Origin of the sequence: Vibrio splendidus (assembly GCF_024347615.1) — a bacterium.
GTDB lineage: Bacteria > Pseudomonadota > Gammaproteobacteria > Enterobacterales > Vibrionaceae > Vibrio > Vibrio splendidus.
Genome location: NZ_AP025508.1, coordinates 738,876 through 764,881, shown reverse-complemented (window position 1 = coordinate 764,881; position 26,006 = coordinate 738,876). Strand labels below are relative to the sequence as shown.

Below are 26,006 nucleotides of genomic sequence, written 5' to 3'. Positions count from 1 at the left end.
ATCAATCAAACTCACTGTATTTGGAGAGCATAGTCTCGAGGTAAATGCTTTGCGAACGGTTCATACGATCTTGCCATGCAACGGAAACAGTAATGCTTTTTAACGCTCCCGACAAAGCGCCAGCAGCATTCTCCACCTCACAAGTCATCGCATACCCAGAGTCCGACAAACCGGATAAAGGATCTGAGCTTGTCGTGTTGAGACAATAGTTCGCTTGATTGAGTTGCGAAAAAGGAATAAGCCCTACTGCCCCACTCACATCCGAGACTCGCGTTCGATAATATTCCATTTGCCTTTCAGCAAAGTGAAGTGCCTCTACACTGTGAAGCGCAAAGTCCGACTTTTGCTCCGCATAAACTTGCAGCTTAACCAACCCTAACGAAGCAACACCGATGAGCAAAAAAGAGATAAGCACCTCTATCAAACTGAAACCACGTTGTTTAGAAGTCATTCCATGATCCTCGCTTCCATTGATAAATAGAAGGCGGATCACTCGGATTAGATTCTGAACGAAAATCCAAATCCATATCACCCACAATCGTTGTCACCCCAAGTGGCGAATCGAAGATAAGGCCACCTGAAGGTAAACCAGAAGCAAATTGAATCCCGACACTTTTTTTCAGGACGGTAGCGTCATCGATGTCTTTGATAAAAGGTGCAAATACATTAGGAGTAACAAGCGCTTCCCAGAAGTCATCTATACGAGTTTTAACATGACTCTTTTGATAATCGACCAAATGATAAATCACACCGTTGTAAGTCATGGCACCATTTAACGCGAGCACACCATTTTGAATCACTAGAAGTTGAGATTGATTGTTGGCGGCGGCAACCGCTGAATTGATATGGCAATTTCCCTCAACCCACAATCCCTTGGTTTGCCCAGGAGTAAAATGGTCCATGATTTCGGTGCCACACTCTGTCGCATTCAGTATCTGTACGTGCTTAAAAAGGTCAGTGTCTTGAGATAAGTCGACAATATTTTGATCCGTTTTAGCGATACCAAAAAAGGTATAAAACGGGTTCATATTAGGATCAGGATTAAAATCTTTTTTGAAGGGAAGCGGATTCGTTCCTTGATAGGAATCAGGCGCATAGATTGAATAACTACTTCCCGAACTGCCTTTAGGGATCTCCGTCTTATAGTCGCTATCACACACGCCATCAAAACCAGAAAACGGACCATCCGCACTTGGGTCGAGCACTTCTAAGCCTAACGTTTGTCCTGAATCACCATGTGTTGAATCGTATTGGTAAGTAAAAAGGTCGGCAAAAGTAACACTCACGCATTCATATTCATTACCATTGATCGGTTCTTCTTTAACTGTAGGCTTCAGGCTCAATGTACCGATGATCTCAATCGGCCCTGTTGATTGAATCGCCCCACTTCCTAACTGAGAGCTCTCACGAATGGTTTTAGATAGCAGCTGTGTATCGGTTGTAGATGCAACAATATAAGCAATGGAACTCGCACTATCCGAAACCTCAATTTGGGGGGCGTTGTCATATGGAGAACACCAATCAGAAAAGTCGGCATGGCGTGCACTGGCATCTTTGATATCTAAAACGGTTTTATCGAGCTCACGTAGATAGGAATAAGTACACTCTAAACCACCTTCTGAACGCCAGTGATTTTGCCTTCCTTGCACCTCATTTTGAGCCACTTTAATTTGATGAAACACACTGCGATACGTTCCTAACGTCACCACTAAAGCACCAACTAAAAGCACCGATGTGATCAACAAGGTCACCACGCCGCGTTGCTTTCTAAACACCATCATTGCCAGTTCCTTTGTTTAACGGAAACCGAAACCGATTTGGTAACACCTGCGGTTGGAATTGAAGCCGTAATGCTGATATCGGTAAGCGTGGTTTTAATAGAGTTCTGCTCTAATAACTGAGCATCAACGCTGAATGCGTCTACCTCGATCAGGCTGTCATCGAAAAGTGAGTAACATCCAGTAACCTGATTAAAAGTAGGAATCGCCTCAGATACAGTGGTGCCCTTCTCACATATTTGCAGCTTGGTTCCATCTTTCCGATAAACGATATTTCGATTATCTTTGTTTCCGTTCGAGCCCTCTCTGAAATAGACAAACCCAACGGCAACACCGCCACTCACTTGGATGGTGTTACTCGCTCCAGACAGCTTGATTGAGTAACCATTAGAGCCATCGTAGCCCGCCCGTTGGATATCCTCCTTCATCACCTGCATCGTACTGGTTAGATTTTGCAGCAGTAATAACTCAATGCCTTTATCTTTAGCAATTCTCTGCCCTGTTATAAAGACACTACCGATAATCGAAATCGCGAACACACCAATCACAGACGCCACCATTAACTCAATTAATGATGTGCCTTGCTGCTTGCTAGGAGCTACCGCTGTCGATTTAACAGGCATCATAGCCATACTGTGCACTCGATTCACCGCACACCTTAATTCGCCCCGGTGGACTGGATAATTTGATCAACATCCGATCGGTTGAAGCTGTATTAGGAGAAAGGTAAATCGTCCCTCTTGCTGGCCTTCCTCTCACACTCTCAAAGCTAATTCTTGCGCCTGTGTAGTTATGAGAAAATGAGACATCTCGAAACGGTTGACCCGATAGCATCACCAGCGTTTCGCCGGAGAGATCTTCGGTCGGCTTCAACAACAGACTCCACTCCCCTGTAGATTGCTCTTCATTTTTATCCATAGAGAAATGAACCCAAAGATCTTGATTCCTTTTTACTGACTCTGACTTGGCCTGAATAAGGAAACCATTCAACTCGCTAGCCAATCGCTGCATCTTCACAGTTTGCGTTACTGAACTAAAACTCGGGGCAGCCGTCGCTATCAGTATCGATAACACCGACACCGTGATTAAAAGCTCTAATAAAGTAAACCCGCGAGTCATTTCCCAATTTCCTATGTAATACCGCTCGTAACCGTATTTAACCTTGCGCCGATGCTACCACCGGAGAAAAATAGGCTGAGATATTAAAGGAAACTACTCGCGATGATTCGAAGAAATATATGCAACAACAACAACTTAAGCATTAGAGGGATGACATTGATCGAATTATTGATCGCAGTCGCCATCGTGGGGATACTTGGCGCCATTGCCTATCCAAGTTATACAAACCATGTAATCAAAGCGCATCGAGTCACAGCGATAGCTGATATGACAAAGATACAATTGGAAATGGAGACGCTGTACACGGGGAACTATGCATCCGCAGCGGAGAATATTATTTCCGGAGGGACATGTTTGTTTTGCGATACCGACACCAGCCGATACACGTTAGCGATTTCGGCGAGTAGTACAACCTATGCCATTCAAGCAGAACCACTTTCACAGCAAGTGAATGATGGATGTTTAGATTCAATTACCGATATATTGGAATTACACCACTCGGGTGTTTCAGAGCCAGAAGCGTGTTGGAAGTAACAAGAGCAACCACCAAAGGGCTCGATAATCTATCTGAGAAATCTAGACTCTTTCTTCTCTGATCTTCTTTCTTTGATCTACAGATACAAAAAAGCCTGCACACTGGCAGGCTTTAAAAGTTTCAAATCACTATCAATTACTTAGTTAGGTCATCGAAGAAGTTTTTCACGCCGCTGAAGAAACCTTCAGACTTTGGCTTGTGCTTGCTTGCCGCTTCACCACAACATGTTTCTTCGAATTCACGCAGTAGTTCTTTTTGACGAGAGCTTAGCTTAACCGGTGTTTCAACCACTAGTTTAACGATTAGGTCACCCACACCGCCGCCACGAACGCCTTTCACGCCTTTGCCACGCATACGGAACATACGGCCCGTTTGTGTTTCTTCTGGCACTTTAAGGTTTACACGACCATCTAGTGTTGGAACTTCAACTTCACCGCCTAAAGCAGCCATAGAGAAGCTTACTGGCACTTCACAGTAAAGGTTGTTGCCGTCACGCTCAAAGATGTTGTGCTCTTTTACGTGTACTTGTACGTACAAGTCGCCAGCTGGAGCGCCATGCTCCCCTGCTTCGCCTTCGCCAGATAGACGAATGCGATCACCAGTATCAACACCTGCTGGGATCTTAACGTTAAGCGTTTTCGTTTTCTGTTTGCGACCTTGGCCATGACATGAGTTACATGGGTCTTTGATGATCTTGCCTTTACCGTTACAAGTAGGACAAGTCTGTTGAACCGCAAAGAAACCTTGGCGCATTTGTACCTGGCCGTGGCCATGACAAGTACCACACGTTTGTGCAGAAGAACCCGCTTTCGCGCCGCTACCGTCACAAATATCACACTCTACAAGAGTTGGTACTTCGATTTCTTTAGATACACCACGAACGGCTTCTTCTAGAGAAAGCTCCATGTTGTAACGCAAATCAGAACCACGTTGTGCGCGCGCTTGACCACCACCGCGACGACCGCCGCCAAAGATATCGCCAAACACATCACCGAAGATATCGCCGAAGTCACCTTGGCCACCGCCGCCGTAACCGCCGCCGCCACCCATGCCACCTTGTTCAAAAGCTGCGTGGCCGTATTGGTCGTAAGCTGCTTTCTTTTGAGAATCGGTTAAGATCTCGTACGCTACTTTTACTTCTTTAAATTTGTCTGCTGCGCTGTCATCACCCTGATTACGGTCCGGGTGGAATTTCATCGCTAAGCGTTTGTACGCTTTTTTAATATCGCGCTCTGATGCATCGCGGCTTACGCCTAATACTTCGTAAAAATCACGTTTTGACATGTTCTAGGTCACCAAATAATTGCTACTACCGAATGATCACTTCAGTAGTCTATGTATCAATCTAGATAAAAGTTCTGCCGGCTGAAACGCCGAATAAAGCTATTATCTAGATCGACAAGTCTAAATACAAATTTACGGGCGTGAGAGTTACCTCTGACGCCCGCAATAATAAGTCTTTGAGACAATGAATTTCTAAGCAAGTAGCTTGAGTTCTAGAAGGAAGCGCGGAGCCTACGTTAGTAGGTGAGCACTTCCGACAACGAAATCAGGCTACTCTGCGACGAAATTATTTTTTGTCTTCTTTAACTTCTTCAAACTCTGCGTCTACAACATCGTCGTCTTGCTTAGGTTGTTCACCAGCGTCAGCACCAGCTTGTTCAGCTTGAGCTTTCTGTTGAGCAATTTCCATTAGCTTTTGAGCTGCTTGCATAAGTTCTTGAACTTTAGCGTCGATAGCTTCTTTGTCGTCACCAGACTTAACTGATTCTAGAGCTTCGATAGCTGCTTCGATTTTAGCTTTCTCGTCTGCAGGTAGAGCTTCACCAGCTTCTTCTACTTGCTTCTTAGTGCCGTGAATCATTTGGTCAGCTTGGTTACGTGAAGTTACTAGCTCTTCGAACTTCTTGTCAGCTTCTTTGTTCGCTTCTGCTTCTTGAACCATTGCTTCGATCTCTTCCTCAGACAAACCGCCTGATGCTTGGATAGTGATCTTCTGCTCTTTACCCGTCGCTTTATCTTTAGCAGATACGTTCAGGATACCATCAGCATCTAGGTCGAATGTCACTTCAACTTGTGGCATGCCACGTGGTGCTGGTTGGATACCTTCTAGGTTGAACTGACCAAGAGACTTGTTGTAAGTCGCTTGCTTACGCTCACCTTGAAGAACGTGGATAGTTACTGCGCTTTGGTTGTCTTCAGCTGTAGAGAACACTTGATCCGCTTTAGTAGGGATAGTTGTGTTTTTCTCGATAAGCTTAGTCATTACGCCGCCCATCGTTTCGATACCGAAAGATAGAGGAGTAACGTCTAGAAGAAGAACGTCTTTAACTTCACCAGCTAGTACACCACCTTGAACAGCAGCACCCATTGCAACAGCTTCGTCAGGGTTCACGTCTTTACGTGGCTCTTTACCGAAGAATTCAGTTACTTTAGCTTGAACCATAGGCATACGAGTCTGACCACCCACTAGGATAACGTCAGTGATTTCGCCTACAGATAGGTCAGCATCTGCTAGAGCAACTTTTAGTGGCTCAAGAGAACGTTGAACTAGGTCTTCAACTAGAGACTCAAGCTTCGCACGAGTCACTTTGATGTTCATGTGCTTAGGACCAGTCGCATCAGCAGTAACGTAAGGTAGGTTTACGTCAGTTTGAGTAGTAGAAGAAAGCTCGATTTTCGCTTTTTCTGCTGCTTCTTTAACACGCTGCATTGCTAGTGGATCAGCTTTAAGGTCGATACCTTGCTCTTTCTTGAACTCATCTACTAGGTAGTTGATCATGCGGTTATCGAAATCTTCACCACCAAGGTGAGTGTCACCGTTAGTTGAAAGAACTTCGAAAGTCTTCTCGCCTTCTACTTCATCGATTTCGATGATAGAGATATCGAATGTACCACCACCAAGGTCGTATACAGCGATAGTGCGATCACCACCTTGCTTGTCTAGGCCGTAAGCCAGAGCAGCAGCAGTAGGTTCGTTGATGATACGTTTAACATCTAGACCAGCGATACGGCCAGCATCTTTCGTTGCTTGACGTTGAGCATCGTTGAAGTAAGCAGGAACAGTTACTACTGCGCCAGTTACTTCTTCGCCTAGGAAGTCTTCAGCTGTTTTCTTCATTTTCTTAAGAACTTCAGCAGATACTTGAGGAGCAGCCATTTTTTGGCCTTGCGCTTCAACCCATGCATCACCGTTATCAGCTTTAACAATGTTAAAAGGCATGATTTCGATATCGCGTTGAACTTCTTCATCTTCAAAACGACGACCGATTAGACGCTTAATCGCGTATAGCGTGTTTTGAGGGTTAGTAACTGCTTGACGTTTCGCAGGTTGACCAACTAGCGTCTCGCCTTCAGTGTATGCGATTACCGATGCTGTTGTGCGTTCGCCTTCAGCATTTTCTAATACGCGTGGTTTGTCACCGTCAAGAACAGCAACACAAGAGTTAGTAGTACCTAAATCAATACCAATGATTCGACCCATCAGGCTTTCTCCGAATAAATTCTATTTAGTTTTTTGCTATACCCACTATGTGGGGGGTAGTAATCAGGGATTCAACCCTAATACACAAAATTTAAATGCAAATGTATTTTGCTTTCGTATGCACCATAGATAAGGGCTCACGAAGCCTTTTCAAGGGGGATACTGGATTTTTTCACATTTATTTTAATAAAAGGAATGATTAGACACGAATACATCTCATTACCTTAATGTGAGCCCCATAACTGGGTTGATCACCCAATAAAAAACGGAGCCACTTAGGCTCCGTTTATCTATTCAGGCTTTCCACTTAGATTTCATCTATAGATGAAAAGTCTCTGATTATGCTTCTGCTTTCTTTAGCTCAGCTTCTTCGTTAGCTTCAACGCCGATTTCGTTTTCAGATTTCGCTACGATAGTGTTAACCGCAGTATCACCAACAACGTTAGAAGAAGTACAGAACATGTCACAGATACGGTCAACAGCAGCAACAATCGCTAGACCTTCTGGTGGCAAACCTAGTTGGTGCAATAGAACACCGACCATTACAACACCACCGCCCGGAACACCACCAGCACCGATAGACAGTAGCAAGATAGTTAGACCTAGAGTGAAGATGTCAGCAGTGTTGATTGGCTGACCGAATGCGTTTGCTACGAACATAGTTGCTAGTGCGATGTAGATAGATACACCAGACATGTTCATTGTTGCACCTAGTGGTACACCGAAACCTGCCACTGACTTAGATACGTTCAGTTTGTCCGTCAGAGTACGCATTGTTACTGGAATCGTCGCGTTCGAACTTGCAGTCGATAGTGAGAAAAGGATTTGCTCACGAGTTGCACGTAGGAACTGCTTTGGAGAAATACCAGTGAATGAACCAACCATCATTGGGTAGAAGAAGAAGATCCAGAACACAAGCATTGCTACAACAAGCGCGACATAGCCAGCAACTGACATTAGCGTGTTTGCATCAAGTGTTGCACCTAATTGAATCATCAGAGCAAATACACCGTATGGCGCAAGGCTCATTACTAGGCCGATAAGCTTCATCATGATTTCGTTAGCCATCTTGAATGTCTTGATAGCTGGGCCACCACGAGAATCAAGAGCTTGGATAGCAAGACCAGTCAGAATAGCCATGAAGATGATTTGCAGCATGTCGCCACTTGCAAATGCTTCTACAGGGTTGCTAGGAACGATGTTTACAACAAGAGAGAAGATATCTGGCGTTTCAGTTGTTGTAAGCGCAATTGTCTCAGAAACTGTACCCGCTAGATTCGCACCAGCACCCGGTTGGAAAATAAGACCAATCGTTAGAGCAGCTGAAATCGCGATGATGGTGTTAATAATGTAAAGACCAAAGGTTTTACCACCAAGACGACCGAATGAACGAATATCTTTTAGCTCAACGATACCGCAAACAATAGATACGTATACAAGAGGTACTACAAGCAACTTGATAAGTGATACGAACATACCACCAGCACCTTCAGCAGCGCCGAGTAGGTACGTATCAAAAATAGCAATGCCGCTGAATAGGTACTGAATAGCAGTACCAATAATAAGGCCGGCAAACAAGCCTACAAAAATCTTACTTGAGAGCGATTTGTCCATCGTTCTTCTCCAGTTTGTTGTGTTTAAAAATTGTACTTTTATAGTTATATATGCGACCCAAATCGCTATATTGCAGTGGATTTTACATACAAAGGTAACAATTAAAAGCATTTATTTACAAAAACATTACAAGTGTGACGTCAAAACATTTCTTCATTAACAACCAGTTTCATAATATAAAACTCTAAATCACTGTTCTAGATGAAATAAAAAGAACGACATTCTTAATGCGATTTTGGTGACTATTCACGTGGACTCTCAAGTTACAGGCATAAAAAAAGAGAGGCATATGCCTCTCTTTTCATTTCACGTTAACCAGTGAATTGTTTTGTCGCCGCTATTGTCTTACTTCACAACTGCAATAATCAACTGCTTAGCAAGCGGCTACTCAATTACTTAGCAACCATTACCATTGCAGGGCGAATAACACGGCCGTTAAGCTCGTAGCCTTTCTGCATAACAAACATCACAGTGTTTGACTCGTGGTCTGGGCTTTCTTGAATAGACATGGCTTGGTGGAATTCAGGGTTGAATGCTTCACCTTCAGGGTTGATCTCTGTAAGACCAAATTTAGCCACTGTATCTACGAACGTTTTGTGAGTTAGCTCAACACCTTCAAGAATCGGCTTAACCGCTTCGTTCTCAGCATCTGCAGCTTGTACTGCACGCTCTAGGTTATCGATAACAGGTAGTAGGCCTTCAGCGAATTTGTTTAGCGCGTATTTACGTGCTTTATCCACTTCTTGCTCAGTACGACGACGCATATTCTCAACTTCAGCCTTTGCGCGAAGAACAGAATCTTGCTGCTCTTTCACTTTAGACTCACTAGAAAGCAGTGCGGCTTCTAGTTGAGCAATTTTTGATTCCTGCTCATCAGCCGCGTCTTCATTCAGTTCAGCTTCTTCAACTTTCTCAGCTTCAGCAATGATCTGATCTAGCTCTTCTTCGGTTACTTTGTTTTCTTCGTTGCTCATGATATCTCCAGAATTCGTTTTCAATGCCAGTGACAGGCGTGTTTGCGCCTCAAATTGATATAAAACACTCGCATAGACGTTCAACTTGCCTTTATTATGGGGATGAAGAATTTTGATTCAAGCCTAATTCGTTTGGAAACGTTATGAAAAAGCCATTTGAAGTCATCGCAATTATTGGTAAACCTCGAGATCAGCAAGCAATTCAGACTCATAGAGAGCTCTATCAGTGGTTAAGTACTGAGGGTTATCAAGTGTTTGTTGATGATAGGCTCTCCAGCATTTTGGACGATATCCCACAAGAACATTTTTCTAGCCTGATTGAATTGGGTAAACGTGCCGATCTCGCAATTGTTGTGGGTGGTGATGGAAATATGCTCGGTGCCGCTAGAATCTTGTCACGTTTCGACATTTCAGTGATAGGTGTTAACCGAGGTAATCTTGGTTTCCTAACCGATCTCAACCCTGAAAACTTCCAGAGCGCGCTGACTGATGTGCTTAAGGGGGAGTTCATGGAAGAAGAGCGCTTCTTACTTGAAACTGAAATTCATCGTCATGGCCAGATAAAAAGCCACAATGCAGCCCTTAATGAGGCTGTACTGCACCCCGGCCAAGTCGCGCACATGATCGAGTTCGAAGTGTATATCGATGACAGCTTCGCCTTCTCACAGCGCTCTGATGGCTTGATCGTCTCAACACCGACAGGTTCTACCGCCTACTCGCTTTCTGGCGGCGGCCCTATCCTGTCATCAAGCCTAAATGCTATCTCACTAGTGCCAATGTTCCCGCACACCCTTTCAAGCCGCCCACTTGTGGTGGATGGAAAGCGTCGTATCAAGCTGATCGTATCGCCTGATAACCGCGGTACACAGGAAGTCAGCTGCGATGGCCAAATCTCGCTACCGGTTTCTCCTGGCGATGAGATCCACATTTACCAAAGCCCGAATGTGCTCAAGCTGATCCACCCTAAAGACTACAACTACTACCATGTTCTACGTAACAAACTAGGCTGGTCGAGTAAGCTGTTCTAAGAGAATAAACGCTCCAGTGGTAACCGAAAATTTGAAAGGCTGACGACATTCGTCAGCCTTTTTTATTGCCAGTAAAAAACCCTTCGGCTCTCGCTTCTCTTCAATTCCTTATACCTCCACTCCCGACAGGGAGGAACGACTGAGTTAGGAATCTATTGCGGTTTCAGTGATCTACGGACGCACTCATTTTCTGAGAGCTATCGCAAAAAAATTTCACCCACCGACTTTACTGTATAAAGAAACAGTATATACTGAGCTTATATACAGTATTGTTCAGTTATACAGGTAAATAAAAATGCTGGCTCATCTAAGTGTTAATAATTTCGCTATTGTTAAGTCTTTACAGCTAGAACTCTCTAAAGGCATGACAACAATCACCGGTGAAACGGGTGCGGGTAAATCTATCGCTATCGATGCTTTAGGCTTATGTCTTGGGGGAAGATCCGATGCAGGAATGGTTCGACAAGGTGAAGAAAAAACCGAAGTCAGTGCTGCTTTTTTACTTGAGAACAATCTACACGCTACCCGCTGGTTAGAAGACAACGAGCTGCTTGATGGCGGTGAATGCATATTACGTAGAACCATCTCTAAAGAAGGTCGTTCTCGCGCATTCATTAACGGCAGTCCTGTCCCTCTTTCACAATTGAAATCGCTTGGGCAGCTGTTGATCAACATTCACGGTCAACATGCGCACCATCAGTTGATGAAAAGCGATTACCAAATGGCCATGCTTGATCAATACGCAGGCCACTTGAACCTGTTGAAATCGACACGTAATGCTTATCAAGCCTGGCGACAAGCCGATAACCACTTGAAAGAGTTACGTGAAAATAGCCAGCAAAATCAAGCTCAAAAACAACTTCTTGAATACCAAATCAAAGAGTTAAATGAGCTGTCTATTGGGGAGGAAGAATATGAAGACCTCGAACAAGAGCATAAGCGCCTCTCCAATAGCGGAGAATTGGCCACAACCTGTCAGCAAGCTATCGAGCTTATTTATGAAGGCGAAGAAGTTAATGCGCTTGGTATTCTGCAATCGGCCAATAACTCCCTGATTCAGTTAGCTGAGCTTGATGAAAGATTGGCTGAATTGCCGAGCTTACTGTCTGAAGCCATTATTCAGATTGAAGAGACCAATAACGAATTAAGAACCTACCTAGACAGCATTGATGTCGATCCGGGTCGTATGGCTTACGTTGAAGAGCGTTTCTCTAAAGTGATGTCGATGTCTCGTAAGCACCACGTATTACCAGAAGAGCTTTATAAGCACCATCAAGACTTATTACAACAAGTTGAAGCGCTGGATTGCTCTGATGAAAAGTTGGAAGAATTAGCAAATGAGGTAGAAAACCAATACCAATCGTTCGTTGCTAAATCAGAGAAGCTTCATAAATCTCGAACTCGTTATGCAAAAGAGCTCAACAAGCTAATCACGCAAAGCATGCACGAACTGAGCATGGAAAAAGCGCAATTTGCCATTGAAGTGAACAACACCAACACGCACCCTTCCCCATTGGGTATGGATAACGTGACCTTCATTGTTTCGACCAACCCTGGCCAACCAATGCAGCCAATTGCCAAAGTAGCTTCTGGTGGTGAGTTATCACGAATCTCACTAGCGATTCAGGTGATAACAGCTCAAAAAGTGGATACACCAAGCCTTATTTTCGATGAAGTCGATGTGGGTATCAGTGGACCAACGGCTGCGGTTGTCGGAAAAATGCTACGTAAGCTGGGCGAATCTACGCAGGTGATGTGTGTGACTCACTTACCTCAAGTTGCCGGTTGCGGTCACCAACAGCTATTTGTTGCGAAGAACACGAAATCGGGAAAAACAGAGACCCAAATGCACACGCTTGATGAACAACAACGCGTTTCAGAGCTTGCTCGACTGCTTGGTGGTAGCCAGATTACCGAATCGACGCTTGCCAACGCAAAAGAGTTATTAATCGCAGCTTAGGTTACATATTCAGCAACTTTCTGATAATTTACCGAAAAATCTTGGCAATTTTGCAACTTAATTCAAAATTGCCAGTCATAACAAGCTCAAAGCGCAAGGAGCTTTTTACTTCTTGCTGGAGCTTGTTTATTATCAGGCAGTATTTTAGCGAAGAAAGATCTCAAACTATGCGAATTAAAAAGTGGTTAGTTGCAGTTCCACTTGCACTAACAATGTTGACCGGTTGCTCTCTACTAGAGAAGTTGGTTTATCGAATTGACATCAATCAGGGTAACTATGTTGAACAAGAAGCTGTCGATCAGCTCAAGTTTGGCATGACAAAAACACAAGTTCGTTACGTTATGGGCTCACCGATGCTTATCGAAAACGGCTACCCAGATACGTGGTATTACATTTACCACCACCAAAAAGGCCATGAAGACCCTATTCAGAAAAACCTAGTCGTTAACTTTGATGCCACAGGGACTCTAGTAACGATCAACGGTGATTTTGAAGCCAGTGATGAGTTCTTCGAAAGCCTTCGCTAGCTTTCAACCAACAAAGCTTTCCAGTCAACAAAGCTCTTAGCCGATAAAGCTATCAGTCGACAAAGCTATCAGTCGACAAAACTATCAGTCGACAAAGTATGAATCGCAAAAGCCTGCTCACGAGCAGGCTTTTTAATATCCGCTAACAAATTAAGTGCGTTGTCTAACCAACAGGCACAAAAAAGCTCGCCAATACAGCGAGCTCTCTTCTAAGTTAAATTTGTTTGGCATTACGATTTAGCAGCGGCCGCTTTTGCTTGCTCAGCACGCTTACGGCGAATCTCTTTTGGATCGGCTAACAGTGCACGGTAGATTTCGATACGATCCTTATCACGAACCGTCGCATCTAGCTTAACGTTACGGCTGAATACGCCAACCTTGTTTTTCGCTAAGTCGATTTCTGGATACAGTTCCAAAACACCAGACTGTGCGATGATCTCTTCAACGGTCGCGTTCTTGTTCACTACCAAGGTAAACACACGCTGCTCGTGCGGAAGCGCAAACACAACCTCTACGTGGATCATATCCGATTCAATAGTCATGGCTTAATAAACCTGTTTCGCGCGTTGAGTAAAAGCACTGACCATATTGCTCGTCAGCTCATTGAAAACCTTACCAAATGCCATTTCAATCATTCGGCTAGAAAATTCAAACTCCAACTTAAGCTCAACCTTACACGCTTGCTCATCGAGCGGAGTAAAATACCAACCACCCTGCAGTTTTTTGAACGGGCCATCCACCAGCTCCATCAAGATCTCAGCGCCATCCGCTAAGCGGTTCGATGTGGTAAATGTTTTACTGATACCAGCTTTAGAGACATCAACCGAAGCCACCATAGTTGAATCTGAAGATTCGATCACACGTGAACCAGAACACCCTGGCAAAAACTCGTGATAACGAGCAACATCATTGACCAAGCTGAACATCTGGTCGGCACTAAACGACACTAATGCTGAACGAGTAACCTTTGGCATATAGACTCCTGTTAAAGACAGCGTTACATTAACACAAACTGCAATTTTAATTGTATTGGGCCAGAGCGCAAATAAAAAGGATTCCCCAACTAGGGTGCAATCCGTATAATGAGGCCATTATGGCAAAGAATAAATCAAAATCAAAAGCCGGTAGTAATACCATTGCGCTTAATAAGAAAGCTCGCCACGAATATTTCATCGATGATGAGATAGAAGCGGGGCTTGAGCTACAAGGCTGGGAAGTAAAATCCCTACGTGAAGGCAAAACCAATATCGCAGAAAGCTACGTCTACATCCGAGACGGCGAAGCATTCATCAGTGGTATGACGATCACTCCGCTCACTCAGGCGAGTACTCATATCGTGGCGAACCCAACACGTATCCGTAAACTACTTATGTCGAGAAAAGAGCTCGACAACCTTATCGGTCGTATTAACCGTGAAGGCATGACACTTGTCGCAACCGCACTTTACTGGTCTCGCTCTTGGGCGAAGATTAAAGTTGGCGTAGCGAAAGGTAAAAAGCTGCACGATAAACGTACTGATATGAAAGAAAAAGATTGGGCGAGAGATAAAGCACGAATTATGAAGAGTAATTTGCGTTAATTTTAAGCACTTAAACGCACAGTGCTAGACAGGCAATGCTTTTCTGGTACTATGCAAATAACACTTGGGGCTGATTTAGGATTCGACAGGAATTTTGAAGTCTGAGGTGCATGCCGTGGGGCGGTTGGCCACGTTAAAAGCCGCAAAAAAATAGTCGCAAACGACGAAAACTACGCACTAGCAGCTTAATAACCTGCTCAGAGCTCTCTTACCCTAGCTTCCGCTCGTAAGACGGGGACCAATAAGAGATCAAACCCAAACTAGCTAGCGCGGATTCTCCCACCTGAGAGGAAAAGCGCGAATAACAATTCAGGTTAGCCTTTAACTAGCGTGTCGGTTCGCAGGTTGCTGGTGAAATTAAAGATCGACTAAGCATGTAGTACCAATGATGAATGATTTTTGGACGCGGGTTCAACTCCCGCCAGCTCCACCAAACGTTTGGAAAGGGCGGTAAGTCACTGATTTACCGCCCTTTTTATATTTATAACTTCGATATTAGGCTGTTTGTACTACATTTTGGTACTAAGACATGCACTATTTATCTATCTCGAAATCCGGCATTTGGCAGTTCCGATATCAGATCCCCTCTGAGCATCGACACCTGCTTGATGGATTCCATGAGATCAAGCGCTCGCTGAAAACATCCAACAAAGACAAAGCTATTCTCTTGGCATTAGAGCTAGAGATACAGGTTCGTCGTACTATCTTAGCGCCAACTACCATCGCAACATCACCTCAAGTAAAACCACTCACTCAAGATAAAACACATCCAGAAACGAAAACCAAACAAACTAAAACGCTATCCCCTGAAAAGATACTAGAACGCTTTTGCCTCTACAAAGCTCAACATATATCACCAAAGGCCGTTGGAATGCTGAAAGCTAAGTGCCAAACCGTTCTTGGGTTAATAGGAAAGACAAGCCTTACCGCTATACGAAGAGGTAATGCCGAGGATGCCGTACGCTTCTTACGCATGTATCCCGTCAATATGAAAAAGCACGCCCAATTTAAGGGACTAACGGCAAAGGGAGCGATTGAACTCAATGAGAGACTTAATATGCCGACACTGAGCGAAGAGTCGGTAAAAGATTACAGCCAGAAGATGTCGGGGTTCTTTGAATGGTGTCATTTAAACGAATTGACCGATATCAATCCATTCAAAGCAATACGCTTTCGAAAACAGCGTAAAGACAGTGAAGCCAAAAACGCATATACGAAAACAGACTTACAAAAAATCTTTAGTACCGATATTCATACTAAGCGACAGTTCAAACACCCCTACTACTATTGGCTACCACTTCTTGCAAGTCTAACGGGTGCCAGACTGAATGAACTCTGCCAGCTTTACAAATCGGACGTTCGCCAACGGGATGGGATTTGGGTTATTGAAATCGATGACAGGTACGAAGGGCAGAAACTCAAAAACTTAACGAGTCGTCGTGTTATTCCAATTCACCGACAATTAATAGAACTAGGCTTCATTGAGTACCTACATTCAGTTAAACACGAGCGTGTTTTTCCTGAACTGAAGGACTCACGAGACGGCTTTGGTAGCGCCGCTTCTAAGTGGTATGGCCGATTTAAAACCAAGCTCGGTTTTAGTAGAGGTCATGATTTCCATTCCTTTAGGCATACCGTTGCTACGCAGTTCAAACGTAAACAAGTTTCCCATATTGCCGCTGGTGCGATCTTGGGGCATACCTTGAATAACATCACGTACGATCGCTACGGAAAAGAACTCGATCTAAGTCAACTTAAAGAGGTGGTTGACTTAATTGAAATAGAAACAGTATCAAAATTGATCAATATAACGCCATAAACCTAAGAAATTTCTACAAATAACATATTATTTAAAATTTTGGGCGTGAGTTCACGCCCAAAGTTTTTTACGGAGTCAATGTAAAACACATACTTGCAGCAGGATGAGAAAGAGGATAATCATTGACTTTTGCATTGACATAAAAATCAACAACTTAAGAGGCAAGGCAGCCTATTTACAACTCCCCTCCTTTCACTCTACATTAATTGGAGACAAACTAATTAAGTAAATTTAAGGATAAAGAATGTCTTTAGCGACTTCATCTTCGGCTAGTGATGCTTCACATCAAGTAATTCACAACTACAACATCATGACCAATTCAGGAACTGAATCGATAACATTCGAGCGTCCGACTCGCAAAACTCATAAGGTGGTGAAACGTAAAACATGCTTTGAAATTCTGGATGAGTACACTAAATACCGTCTTCAACTCAAAAAATCAAAGCGTAAAAATATTAACCAAGATAAGAATATCCTTAAAATTTTCCTTCATTTTATGGATTTCCCAGAACTCAATGAGCTTGATCGCCTTGGTGCTGAGCAGATTGCCCACGCCTATTGCTATAGGCCTAAAAACCCCAAAAAGTATAAAGAGTTTAAAGGGCTAGAAGGGTTCGATTTAATTGCGAGGAATGAATCCTTGTTAGAACCTAAAGACTACATTGCGCTATCTACGGCTAAGGGGCATTTCCAGAAAATGTCTACATTCTTGGCTTGGGCTAAGTCACACGGCTATGTTACTGATAATGTTTTTTACAAACTGCCAACTGCGAAAACCAATAAAGAAAAAAAGTGTTTCCCTTTCACAGAAAAGCACTTACAAGATATTTTCTCAATTTCCGACTATGAAAAGCATAAATACCTGCATCCATACTATTACTGGGTTCCTCTGCTATTACGGTATACAGGGGCAAGGCTCAATGAAATATGCCAACTATGGGTTGATGATGTTGTTATTGCTGACGGTTTTCATTGCATCATCATTCGTGAAACCTTTGAAAATCAGAGTGTTAAAACAGGTGTGACTAGACTTGTTCCTTTACATGATGAGCTGCTAAAGAAAGGCTTTATTGAGTTTGTGAATTCTAAAAAGAATGGTCAGGTATTTTCTGAACTGACACCTACTAATGGGTACTTTTCACATAATGCTTCAAAATGGTTTAAACGCCGTCGTGAAAAAATCGGTATCCAATCAGGAGAAGGATTTAATGCTCACTCATTTCGTCATAATTTTGTTAATGAATTAAAGCAGAAATTAGTCTCTATGGAGCTTGTCGAATCTATTGCAGGGCATGAGAACGCCGAAAAGGTAGAAAAATCATCAAAGGAATTAGTTAAGTCTGTCATTGGTCTTGAGCACGGTTCTGAATCATTCGACACATATAGCTACCAGTACAGCCCAGCCATACTAGCTCCGGTTGTAAACAGGATTGATACATCACATACGGCTTCTGTACTGCCTTACATGCAGAAGAAATCCGCCGCTTAACTCTTAATTTAAACCCACTTTAATCCTATCCCCAATAATCGGGGAGGGATCACTGTTACCTAAATAAAGGAAAAAATCACATGTACTCATACAGCACTCACGGCAATATCCGCACCAAATACCCACTAGAACGCGCTTACACAGACCGCAATGGTAACTACCTGTCTTTCATCCTCTCGGTGGAATATCAACAATCTAATGGAGACTGGGCTGACGCAGGGCTGCACTGGGTGATCAATGATGAAGACAAGATATTCGTGATGGAAAACGGCTTCAAATATTTCCCATACCGCGTTCGTTAATTCTCACACATCAGAACTTTCTGGCGAGTCATAGGGCTCGCCTTAATTTGAGAACAAGTAAATTCAGCTTCTTATCTCACAGAAACGGTCTCACACAGAGGCTTCCCATTACTTAAATATTGAATCTGGTTATATAACTAATATGAAAAATACTTTGGCAATGCTTAATGCCTTTTCAATTAATAAAGATCTAGCAAAAATCAAAAAAGAGTCCGTCGAAAGCTTCTTTATTTTTGAGCAACTACTCCTACAGGGGCAATCAAACATATTCTTTGCCCCGCCGAATGTAGGTAAAACTTTATTGATCATTAATCAACTTAAACAAGCCCGCACTGCTGGCCGACTAAATGGATTACATGTCTTCTACATTAATGCCGACGACAACCAAAATGGCGTGATAGAAAAAACAGAAGTTTTAGACAGCATTGGGGTTGAAGTTATCACTCCCGGTTACAACGGATTCGAGTCAAATTCTCTATTAAAAATTTTAGACGGTTTAGTTACCGATGATGATGCGAAGCATGCAGTGATCATTGTCGACACACTGAAAAAATTCGCCGATACCATGGATAAAAAACTTATGCGTAGCTTCGGAATCAAACTGAGCGAGTTCATTCTTAAAGGCGGCACGTTCATTGGCTTAGGGCATACTAACAAGAATCGAGATTTGAATAACAACCTTGTTTACTCAGGAACATCAGACCTTAAAGAAGATGTCGATTGCGTCTACATGATGGAAATTGAAGATGAGAAAATTGACAAAACAGGACTACAAACTAAATACATAAAACTGACCAACCAGAAGCTTCGAGGCAACAATGCCCTCGAACTCACATACGTTTATGAGAAGTCAAAAGACATGCCTTACGGTGATATGGTTGATTCTGTCTACAACGTCGACTCTGAGACTTACTCTCAAGAGAAGATTTTGCGTGATGAAGAGAGCAATCACTTAAGGTTTGTCAATCAGTATCAAGATGCTATTTCACTCATTACCAACCTATTAAGCAGCACTGAATCAGACAAAACCGAACTAAGGGATCATCTGGTAAAACATACTAACTATGGTCGTGACAAGTGTATTGAAATCATTGATAAGCTCTCAGGCAAGCTCATTGATTTTAAGATGGGTGGCAAAACTGGGCGTAAGAAATTTTACTACATCATCAGCGCCCCCTAGCGCCTATAACCGTTTATTCCGTTCTTTACGTTTATTTAATCAACTGAAAGAACGGAATGTCCTAGAGCTTGAGCCAGTAATTCACGCTGGCTCCCCTCCTCCCTAAAAATACCATCCTTTCAGCTCTCCCTCAAAAACCTCTAACTCCCTATTCCAAAGTATTTTTGCACTGTGATTATGTGTGGTGTTCAAAGACAAAAACCTAGATTTTGGGTAAGATGACGGCAACTAACGTCATAACTAAACCCATAGGCACATCATGGTTCGTGAACACCAACAAGAATTGCAAAAACAGCTTTGGAATATCGCCAATACTCTGCGTGGCAATATGTCAGCCGATGACTTCCGTGATTACATTTTAGGGCTGATTTTCTACAAGTACCTATCAGACAAACTGAACCGTTATTGTGATGAACTGCTTGCTGAAGATGGCATCACTTTCTCTGGTGAAAATAGCGCTGAATCTGATGATGAACTGATTAAAGAACTGCATGATGAGTGTGTCGAGAACCTTGGCTACTTCATTGCCCCTAAGCAGCTATTCTCAAGCCTTGCTAAGCGTGGCGAGAAGTCTGAGTTCATTCTTGATGAGCTAAGCCGCGTCCTTAACGATATAGAGCAATCGACCACCTCTGCTGATTCTGCCGATGACTTCAATGGGTTGTTTGAAGAACTCGACCTTAACTCTAGCAAGTTAGGTAAGAACCCAGACGCTCGCAACAAGCTTATCTGCCAAGTGTTGGTTCATCTAGAAAACATCGACTTCCAAATCGATAATACCGAGATAGACCTACTGGGTGATGCCTACGAGTACCTGATTGGTCAGTTTGCTTCAGGTGCAGGTAAAAAAGCAGGTGAGTTCTATACCCCTCAACAAGTTTCTAAAATCCTTGCTAAGCTCGTTAGTTTAAGTGGTGATGTAAAATCCGTTTACGACCCAACCTGTGGTTCAGGTTCATTGCTGTTGCGCGTGGCGAGAGAGATCCAGTCTAAAAAAGGACAAAGCACCAACCTAGAGTTCTGTGGACAAGAGCAAAATCCAAGCACCTTTAACCTTGCTCGTATGAACATGCTAATGCATGGTGTGCGTTACGATAAGTTCGACATTAAGAACGACGACACCCTAGAGCACCCAATGCACTTGGATAAGCGTTTCGATGCCGTGGTTGCCAACCCTCCGTTCTCTGCTAACTGGAGCGCAAATGATCTACATCTAAACGATGAGCGTTTTGCTGATTACGGTAAACTTGCACCTAAGACTAAGGCTGACTTTGCTTTTGTACTGCACATGGTTCACCAGTTAAACGAGACAGGCACCCTAGCAGTTGTTGTGCCTCACGGTATTCTTTTCCGTGGCGCGGCTGAAGGTCATATTCGTAAGCACCTTATCGAGAACAAAAACTATCTCGATGCCGTCATTGGCTTACCTGCGGGTATCTTCTTCGGTACGGGTATTTCAACCTCTATTCTTGTATTCAAGAAAACAAGACAACACGCAGAGAACGTCTTGTTCATTGATGCGTCTAACCACTTCGAAAAAGGCAAAGCTCAAAACTATCTACGTGAAGAAGACGTTACTCGTATTGTAGAAGCCTACAGCAAGCGCGAATCAGTCGATAAATATTCGCAAGTTGCCGAGCTGTCTGAGATTGCCGAGAATGACTATAACCTCAACATTCCACGCTATGTAGACACCTTTGAAGAAGAAGAAACAGTAGACCTTGATGCGGTAGCAACAGAGCTAACTGAGCTTGAAACCAAGATGCATTCTGTGGATGCAGATATCGCTGATTTCTGTGCTCAGCTTAATATCAAAGCACCATTCTAGGGGAAGTATTTTATGACTGAACAAACGAATGTGCCGAAGCTGAGGTTTGGTGAGTTTGAAGCTGAGTGGACGTCAAATTTTCTACCTAAAATCGCAAAAATCGAACGAGGTAAGTTTACACCTAGACCACGGAATAACCCTATATATTACAACGGTAACATTCCATTTGTGCAAACTAGTGACGTCGCAAATTCGAATGGGTATATACGTAACTTTACTCAAACTTTGAATGAGAAAGGGTTAGGCGTAAGTAAATTGTTCGCTGAAAATACAGTGCTTATAACTATTGCTGCGAACATTGGCTATACAGGTGTGCTGCAAATACCAATGGCTTGTCCAGACAGTTTGATTAATCTGGAGCCTGTAAATACTGACCCATACTTTCTACATTTCCTCCTATCGACCCATCAAAGAAAGATGGACAATATCGCAGACCCCGGTGCGCAAAAGAACGTCAATAAAGCTTTCTTGAATAAGTATAAAGTTACTTACTGCCTCCTCCCTGAACAACAAAAAATCGCCTCTTTCTTATCAAAGGTCGATGAGAAGATTGGACTGCTGTCAGAGAAGAAAGACAAGCTCACCGAGTACAAAAAAGGGGTGATGCAGCAGTTATTCAATGGCAAGTGGCACGAGCAAGACGGGCTGCTTACCTTCACACCACCTACGCTACGATTCAAAGCTGGTGATGGCAGCGAGTTTCCTGATTGGGAAGAGAAGACGTTGGGTGATATTGCACAGATCAAAGGTCGCATAGGGTACAGAGGCTATACAGTAAATGATATTGTGGAACATGGAGGTGCGATAGCGTTTAGTCCAACGAATATTGTTGGTGGGCAACTTAATTATTCGAAACTGACTAGAATTTCGGATTTTAAATATGATGAATCCCCAGAAATTCAATTAAAACCTCAAGATATATTGTTTGTGAAGACTGGTTCTACTTATGGGAAATCTGCTTTTGTTGGCGAAGTAAAGGAACGATCGACTATCAATCCGCAGATAGTGGTTATAAAAGCAGAAGCTTCAAAAATGTCGGGATATTTTCTTTCAAGGTTGCTTATAACTAGTAATGTTAAAAAGCAAATTGAAGCATTTATAGTGGGTGGTGCAATTCCAACAATGTCACAAGAAGCAATGTCGAAATTTGATATTTCAGTACCTTCATTGGGGGAACAAGCCAAGATGAGCAATTTTTTATCATCTATCGATAGGAAAATAGAGCTAGCTAACTCTGAGCTAGAGAAAGCCAAAGAGTGGAAGAAAGGCTTATTGCAACAGATGTTCGTTTAACTTTGCTAATTGAACCGTCAACGGCGTTAGCGGCTTTCGCTCACCCTCGTCACATAGCGCATTATGCTCCTAGGGCTTCGTTCAATTGCTGCCTTGTTGACTGCCCAATTATCTGCGTTAAATAAATGGATTTAGAAAAAGAAGAACTATGAGCACACAATCAGAAGCAAAACTTGAAAATGACTTAATCGCCCAGCTTACCGCAGCGAATTTTGAACCAGTCAAGATAGAGAACGCCGCCGCGCTTAAAGCTAACCTAAAGCTACAGCTTGAGCGTGCGAACAACCTAACGCTAACCAAGCGTGAATTTGAGAATGTGCTCATTAGCCTTGAGAAAGGTAACATCTTCGACAAATCCAAACGCCTCAAAGGTAAGGTCGATGTAGTGCATGACGATGGCACCATCAGCTACCTCACTTTGTTGAATACCGATGCCTCAAAGAATATTTTCCAAGTGACGAACCAAGTCACCATGCACGGTAAATATGAGAATCGCTACGATGTGACTATCTTGGTGAACGGCTTGCCGTTAGTGCAGATAGAGCTTAAACGTCGTGGCATTGAAATGGCTGAGGCATTCAACCAAATCACACGCTACGACAAGCATACTTTTGGTGCAGAAGGCGGGCTGTTTAACTACATCCAGTTGTTTGTGATATCCAATGGTGTGAATACCAAATACTTCTCAAACAACCGTGAGTTGTCATTCAAGCAGACCTTCCACTGGACGGATGTCGATAACAACAAGATTAATGTGCTGCACCAATTTGCGGATGCTTTCTTGAATAAAGAACATCTGACTAAGATGCTCAGCCGTTACATCGTTCAGAATGAAACGGGTAAGTTTTTAATGGTGCTACGCCCTTACCAATTTTACGCAGTAGAGGCGATTGTAGAGCAGGTTAAGACCAGTGATAAGCATGGTTATATCTGGCATACCACAGGCAGTGGTAAAACCCTAACCAGTTTCAAAACCGCTCAAATCTTATCGAGATTAGATAACGTCGACAGAGTGGTGTTTGTGGTCGACCGTAAAGACCTCGACTACCAAACCGCTAGAGAGTTTGATGCCTTCCTAAAAGGCAGTGTCGACAGTACAGGTGATACTAAGAGTCTATTAAACCAGTTCCTCGGATCTCGACCTGTACCCCAATCCACAAGAGCGACCACATCACAAAGTGCCGATGATAGTGAGGCGCTACTGCAAGTTGCCGAATACTCACCGATCTACAGCAGTAACGTAAATCGTATCAACAAGCTGACGATCACCACGATTCAAAAGCTCAATAACCTGATTACCAAGCCTCGCTTCAAAGGGCAAGTGGAACACTTACGCCAAGAGCGGGTGGTCTTCATCTTCGACGAATGTCACCGCAGTCAGTTTGGTGAAACCCACCAGAATATTGTTGAGTTCTTCGAGAAAGCTCAGCTCTTTGGTTTTACGGGTACGCCTATCTTTGCCGATAACGCCACCGCTAAAAAAGTGGAAGGTAAGGGCGTTCAAAAGAGAACTACCAAAGATCTGTTTGGTGAACGTCTGCACAGCTATGTGATTGTCGATGCGATTCGAGATGACAACGTACTGCCTTTTGCCATCGAGTATTACGGCAAGCTAAAGCACAAACAAACAGGCTTAGATGCCGATGTATCCAGCATTGATATATCGGAGTTCTTCAGCTCTCCTAAGCGCATAAAACAAGTCTGTGAGCACATCATTGGCATTCATAAGTTCAAGACCAAACATAAGTTCAATGCGATGCTGTGTGTGGCGAGTGTCCCTGATTTAATCACCTACTACGACACCTTTAAGGCTCTCAAGGCGGAAGGTAAGCACAAGCTCAACATTGCGACCATATTTAGCTATGGTGTCAATGAAGCGGAAGAGTTTGAAGGGGAAGTGAACGTAAAAGGCTTAGCGGAAGCCAATGCGAAAGTGCATAGTCGAGACAAGCTAGATTCGTACATTGGTGATTACAACGAACAATTTGGCACGAGCTATTCAACCCAAGATACCGACAGCTTCTACAACTACTACAAAGATCTCTCTAATCGTACCAAAAATGGTGAAGTGGATATTTTACTCGTAGTGAACATGTTCCTTACGGGGTTCGATGCGCCGAGCCTAAACACTATCTATGTGGATAAGAACCTCAAGTATCACGGTTTAGTTCAAGCCTTCTCTCGTACCAATAGATTGAACGGCACGGTGAAATCTCACGGTAACGTAATGTGCTACCGCAACTTGAAGCCACAAGCCGATGAAGCGTTTGCACTGTTTTCAAATAAACAACCGACAGAGTACATCGAAGTACCAGACCTTGGAGGTTTGACAGAAGACTTCGCCAAAGCGCTTGAAGCGTTAAAAGCAATAGCCCCAGATGTGCAGAGTGTTGATGATCTGCCAGATGAAGACATACAAGCAGGGTTCATTAAACAGTTCCGTATTTTAATGCGCCTGAAAAACCAGCTTGAAACTTTCAGTGATTTCGACATAGAAGCACTAGGTATTTCAGAACAAGAGTTTGTTGATTACGCCTCGAAGTACGGTGATTTAGCCAGAGAGTTGAAAGGCAACCCGACGGATAAAGAATCAATCCTCGCTGACATCGACTTTGAATTAGAGCTGCTTCAACGCGACAACGTGAATGTAGGCTACATACGTCACCTTCTACAAACCATGCTAGAAGAGTCATGTGATGACGCCAAGGATAAGAAACGTCAGGTTATCGCAAACCTGCTCGCATCTGAGCCAACACTTCACAGTAAGCGTCACCTGATTGAAGGGTTTATCGAAAAGAGCTTACAGGGCTTAGTACAAGGCGAACAATTCGATGAATACATTGAAGAGCAGAAGCAAAAGGAAATAAGCCAAATTGCCGAGGAAGAGAAGCTCGACTCCGATAAGTTTGGTGAAATGGTAACGAACATAGAAAATGGTTTGAATGTGGAGAGCTTGAAGTCAGATGACATTGCTCAGCTAACAACTGAGAAGATGACTTTTAGAACACGCCGCACAATCCTTCCTCGTATCGCTGAACGGTTGAAAGGGTTCGCTGCGACCTTTATCGAAGGTTTTCATTAACAAAACAAGCTTGTCGAGAAAGAAAATAGTCTGAGGGAGTAACTCCCTCAGACTATTGTATCAACTAACCTATTAAGCTCTATAAGGAGGAATTGCTAACATAACTTGCTTAGCTATTATCTCGACAATTTCATCAGCCTGTTTCTTCTTACTTGCCATAATCGAATCCCAATTTGAGGAATTGAGAGACTCACTAACCTCCCCTTCTATCACGTCTTCCAACGCCATCGCATCTTTACAGTGCTCTGTGAGTTTGACAACCCATTGGTATCGGCCTGAGTTTTTTTTGATATCTTGATTAGTTAAGAACTCAGCTTCGACGCACAAATTGATAACTAAATCGTCTATTGTTGTTTGTCGGCATTCTTCCAGCTTTACAGCCAGTGCTATTGGAGAATTATGATTCATAGTTTTA

At 43.2% G+C, this 26,006-nt stretch carries 23 protein-coding genes and 1 other RNA gene; 13 read left to right on the top strand and 11 right to left on the bottom strand.

Features of this window, described 5'->3' with window-relative positions; translation table 11 throughout:
• Position 1 precedes the first annotated feature (1 nt).
• The 4 genes from OCU90_RS03375 to OCU90_RS03360 are packed head-to-tail and all read right to left on the bottom strand — an operon-like array spanning position 2 to position 2,897.
• The gene (locus OCU90_RS03375) at positions 2 to 451 is read right to left on the bottom strand and encodes a prepilin-type N-terminal cleavage/methylation domain-containing protein (protein ID WP_061023990.1); all 450 of its coding nucleotides are present in this window, start codon (positions 449 to 451) and stop codon (positions 2 to 4) included.
• Positions 441 to 1,781 (bottom strand): hypothetical protein, encoded by a 1,341-nt coding sequence (locus OCU90_RS03370; protein ID WP_061023988.1) that lies wholly within the window; start codon positions 1,779 to 1,781, stop codon positions 441 to 443. Before OCU90_RS03370 ends, OCU90_RS03375 begins: the two co-directional genes overlap by 11 nt.
• Positions 1,778 to 2,410: a PilW family protein gene (locus tag OCU90_RS03365; RefSeq protein WP_004735169.1), complete on the bottom strand. Its 633-nt coding sequence runs from the start codon at positions 2,408 to 2,410 to the stop codon at positions 1,778 to 1,780. The genes OCU90_RS03370 and OCU90_RS03365 overlap by 4 nt, the downstream gene beginning before the upstream one ends.
• Positions 2,391 to 2,897 (bottom strand): GspH/FimT family pseudopilin, encoded by a 507-nt coding sequence (locus tag OCU90_RS03360; RefSeq protein ID WP_016796756.1) that lies wholly within the window; start codon positions 2,895 to 2,897, stop codon positions 2,391 to 2,393. Before OCU90_RS03360 ends, OCU90_RS03365 begins: the two co-directional genes overlap by 20 nt.
• 102 nt (positions 2,898 to 2,999) lie before the next feature.
• Here OCU90_RS03360 and OCU90_RS03355 point away from each other — a divergent pair, with 102 nt between their 5' ends.
• Positions 3,000 to 3,431 carry a type IV pilin protein gene (locus OCU90_RS03355; protein ID WP_061023984.1) on the top strand — a complete coding sequence of 144 codons (432 nt, stop codon included), beginning with the start codon at positions 3,000 to 3,002 and terminating at the stop codon, positions 3,429 to 3,431.
• A gap of 136 nt (positions 3,432 to 3,567) precedes the next feature.
• On the opposite strand, the gene dnaJ is transcribed toward OCU90_RS03355, so the two are convergent.
• From dnaJ to grpE, 4 genes are all read right to left on the bottom strand, one after another.
• The gene (gene dnaJ, locus OCU90_RS03350) at positions 3,568 to 4,716 is read right to left on the bottom strand and encodes a molecular chaperone DnaJ (RefSeq protein WP_017079898.1); all 1,149 of its coding nucleotides are present in this window, start codon (positions 4,714 to 4,716) and stop codon (positions 3,568 to 3,570) included.
• 286 nt (positions 4,717 to 5,002) lie between these two features.
• Positions 5,003 to 6,916: a molecular chaperone DnaK gene (gene dnaK / locus OCU90_RS03345; RefSeq protein WP_061023982.1), complete on the bottom strand. Its 1,914-nt coding sequence runs from the start codon at positions 6,914 to 6,916 to the stop codon at positions 5,003 to 5,005.
• 339 nt (positions 6,917 to 7,255) lie between these two features.
• A complete protein-coding gene (locus OCU90_RS03340; protein ID WP_004735163.1) occupies positions 7,256 to 8,530 on the bottom strand; it encodes a dicarboxylate/amino acid:cation symporter in 1,275 nt (424 codons plus the stop codon).
• Between the two features lie 392 nt (positions 8,531 to 8,922).
• Positions 8,923 to 9,504 (bottom strand): nucleotide exchange factor GrpE, encoded by a 582-nt coding sequence (gene grpE / locus OCU90_RS03335; RefSeq protein ID WP_017059864.1) that lies wholly within the window; start codon positions 9,502 to 9,504, stop codon positions 8,923 to 8,925.
• A 143-nt stretch (positions 9,505 to 9,647) separates the two neighbouring features.
• On the opposite strand from grpE, the gene nadK reads away from it, so the two are divergent.
• The 3 genes from nadK to bamE all read left to right on the top strand — a co-directional run bounded on the left by nadK (position 9,648) and on the right by bamE (position 13,019).
• Complete coding sequence (gene nadK, locus OCU90_RS03330; RefSeq protein WP_004735161.1) at positions 9,648 to 10,532, top strand: NAD(+) kinase; 885 nt, start codon at positions 9,648 to 9,650, stop codon at positions 10,530 to 10,532.
• 295 nt (positions 10,533 to 10,827) lie between these two features.
• On the top strand, positions 10,828 to 12,492 hold the full coding sequence (recN, locus tag OCU90_RS03325) for a DNA repair protein RecN (RefSeq protein WP_017088942.1): 1,665 nt from the start codon (positions 10,828 to 10,830) through the stop codon (positions 12,490 to 12,492).
• Between the two features lie 167 nt (positions 12,493 to 12,659).
• Positions 12,660 to 13,019 (top strand): outer membrane protein assembly factor BamE, encoded by a 360-nt coding sequence (gene bamE / locus OCU90_RS03320; RefSeq protein ID WP_004735159.1) that lies wholly within the window; start codon positions 12,660 to 12,662, stop codon positions 13,017 to 13,019.
• A gap of 230 nt (positions 13,020 to 13,249) precedes the next feature.
• On the opposite strand, the gene OCU90_RS03315 is transcribed toward bamE, so the two are convergent.
• Both OCU90_RS03315 and OCU90_RS03310 read right to left on the bottom strand, forming a co-directional pair.
• A complete protein-coding gene (locus tag OCU90_RS03315) occupies positions 13,250 to 13,561 on the bottom strand; it encodes an RnfH family protein (RefSeq protein WP_004735158.1) in 312 nt (103 codons plus the stop codon).
• A gap of 3 nt (positions 13,562 to 13,564) precedes the next feature.
• Positions 13,565 to 13,993 (bottom strand): SRPBCC family protein, encoded by a 429-nt coding sequence (locus tag OCU90_RS03310; RefSeq protein WP_004735157.1) that lies wholly within the window; start codon positions 13,991 to 13,993, stop codon positions 13,565 to 13,567.
• A 119-nt stretch (positions 13,994 to 14,112) separates the two neighbouring features.
• Between OCU90_RS03310 and smpB the strand changes: the two genes are divergently transcribed.
• The 9 genes from smpB to OCU90_RS03265 all read left to right on the top strand — a co-directional run bounded on the left by smpB (position 14,113) and on the right by OCU90_RS03265 (position 25,591).
• The gene (smpB, locus tag OCU90_RS03305; protein ID WP_004735156.1) at positions 14,113 to 14,598 is read left to right on the top strand and encodes an SsrA-binding protein SmpB; all 486 of its coding nucleotides are present in this window, start codon (positions 14,113 to 14,115) and stop codon (positions 14,596 to 14,598) included.
• A 66-nt stretch (positions 14,599 to 14,664) separates the two neighbouring features.
• Positions 14,665 to 15,031, top strand: a transfer-messenger RNA (tmRNA) gene (ssrA, locus tag OCU90_RS03300).
• 96 nt (positions 15,032 to 15,127) lie between these two features.
• A complete protein-coding gene (locus tag OCU90_RS03295) occupies positions 15,128 to 16,417 on the top strand; it encodes a site-specific integrase (protein ID WP_061023980.1) in 1,290 nt (429 codons plus the stop codon).
• A gap of 244 nt (positions 16,418 to 16,661) precedes the next feature.
• On the top strand, positions 16,662 to 17,906 hold the full coding sequence (locus tag OCU90_RS03290; RefSeq protein WP_061023978.1) for a site-specific integrase: 1,245 nt from the start codon (positions 16,662 to 16,664) through the stop codon (positions 17,904 to 17,906).
• A gap of 80 nt (positions 17,907 to 17,986) precedes the next feature.
• Entirely contained in the window at positions 17,987 to 18,208 is a 222-nt protein-coding gene (locus OCU90_RS03285) for a hypothetical protein (protein WP_061023976.1), read from the top strand.
• A 142-nt stretch (positions 18,209 to 18,350) separates the two neighbouring features.
• Positions 18,351 to 19,388 (top strand): AAA family ATPase, encoded by a 1,038-nt coding sequence (locus OCU90_RS03280; protein ID WP_061023975.1) that lies wholly within the window; start codon positions 18,351 to 18,353, stop codon positions 19,386 to 19,388.
• Between the two features lie 259 nt (positions 19,389 to 19,647).
• Positions 19,648 to 21,216 carry a type I restriction-modification system subunit M gene (locus OCU90_RS03275; protein ID WP_061023974.1) on the top strand — a complete coding sequence of 523 codons (1,569 nt, stop codon included), beginning with the start codon at positions 19,648 to 19,650 and terminating at the stop codon, positions 21,214 to 21,216.
• Between the two features lie 12 nt (positions 21,217 to 21,228).
• Positions 21,229 to 22,509, top strand: a complete 1,281-nt coding sequence (locus OCU90_RS03270) for a restriction endonuclease subunit S (protein WP_061023971.1) — start codon at positions 21,229 to 21,231, stop codon at positions 22,507 to 22,509.
• Positions 22,510 to 22,657: 148 nt separating this feature from the next.
• Complete coding sequence (locus OCU90_RS03265; RefSeq protein WP_061023969.1) at positions 22,658 to 25,591, top strand: type I restriction endonuclease subunit R; 2,934 nt, start codon at positions 22,658 to 22,660, stop codon at positions 25,589 to 25,591.
• Positions 25,592 to 25,663: 72 nt separating this feature from the next.
• Here OCU90_RS03265 and OCU90_RS03260 read toward each other — a convergent pair whose 3' ends face one another.
• Complete coding sequence (locus tag OCU90_RS03260) at positions 25,664 to 25,999, bottom strand: hypothetical protein (protein WP_061023967.1); 336 nt, start codon at positions 25,997 to 25,999, stop codon at positions 25,664 to 25,666.
• Positions 26,000 to 26,006 lie beyond the last annotated feature (7 nt).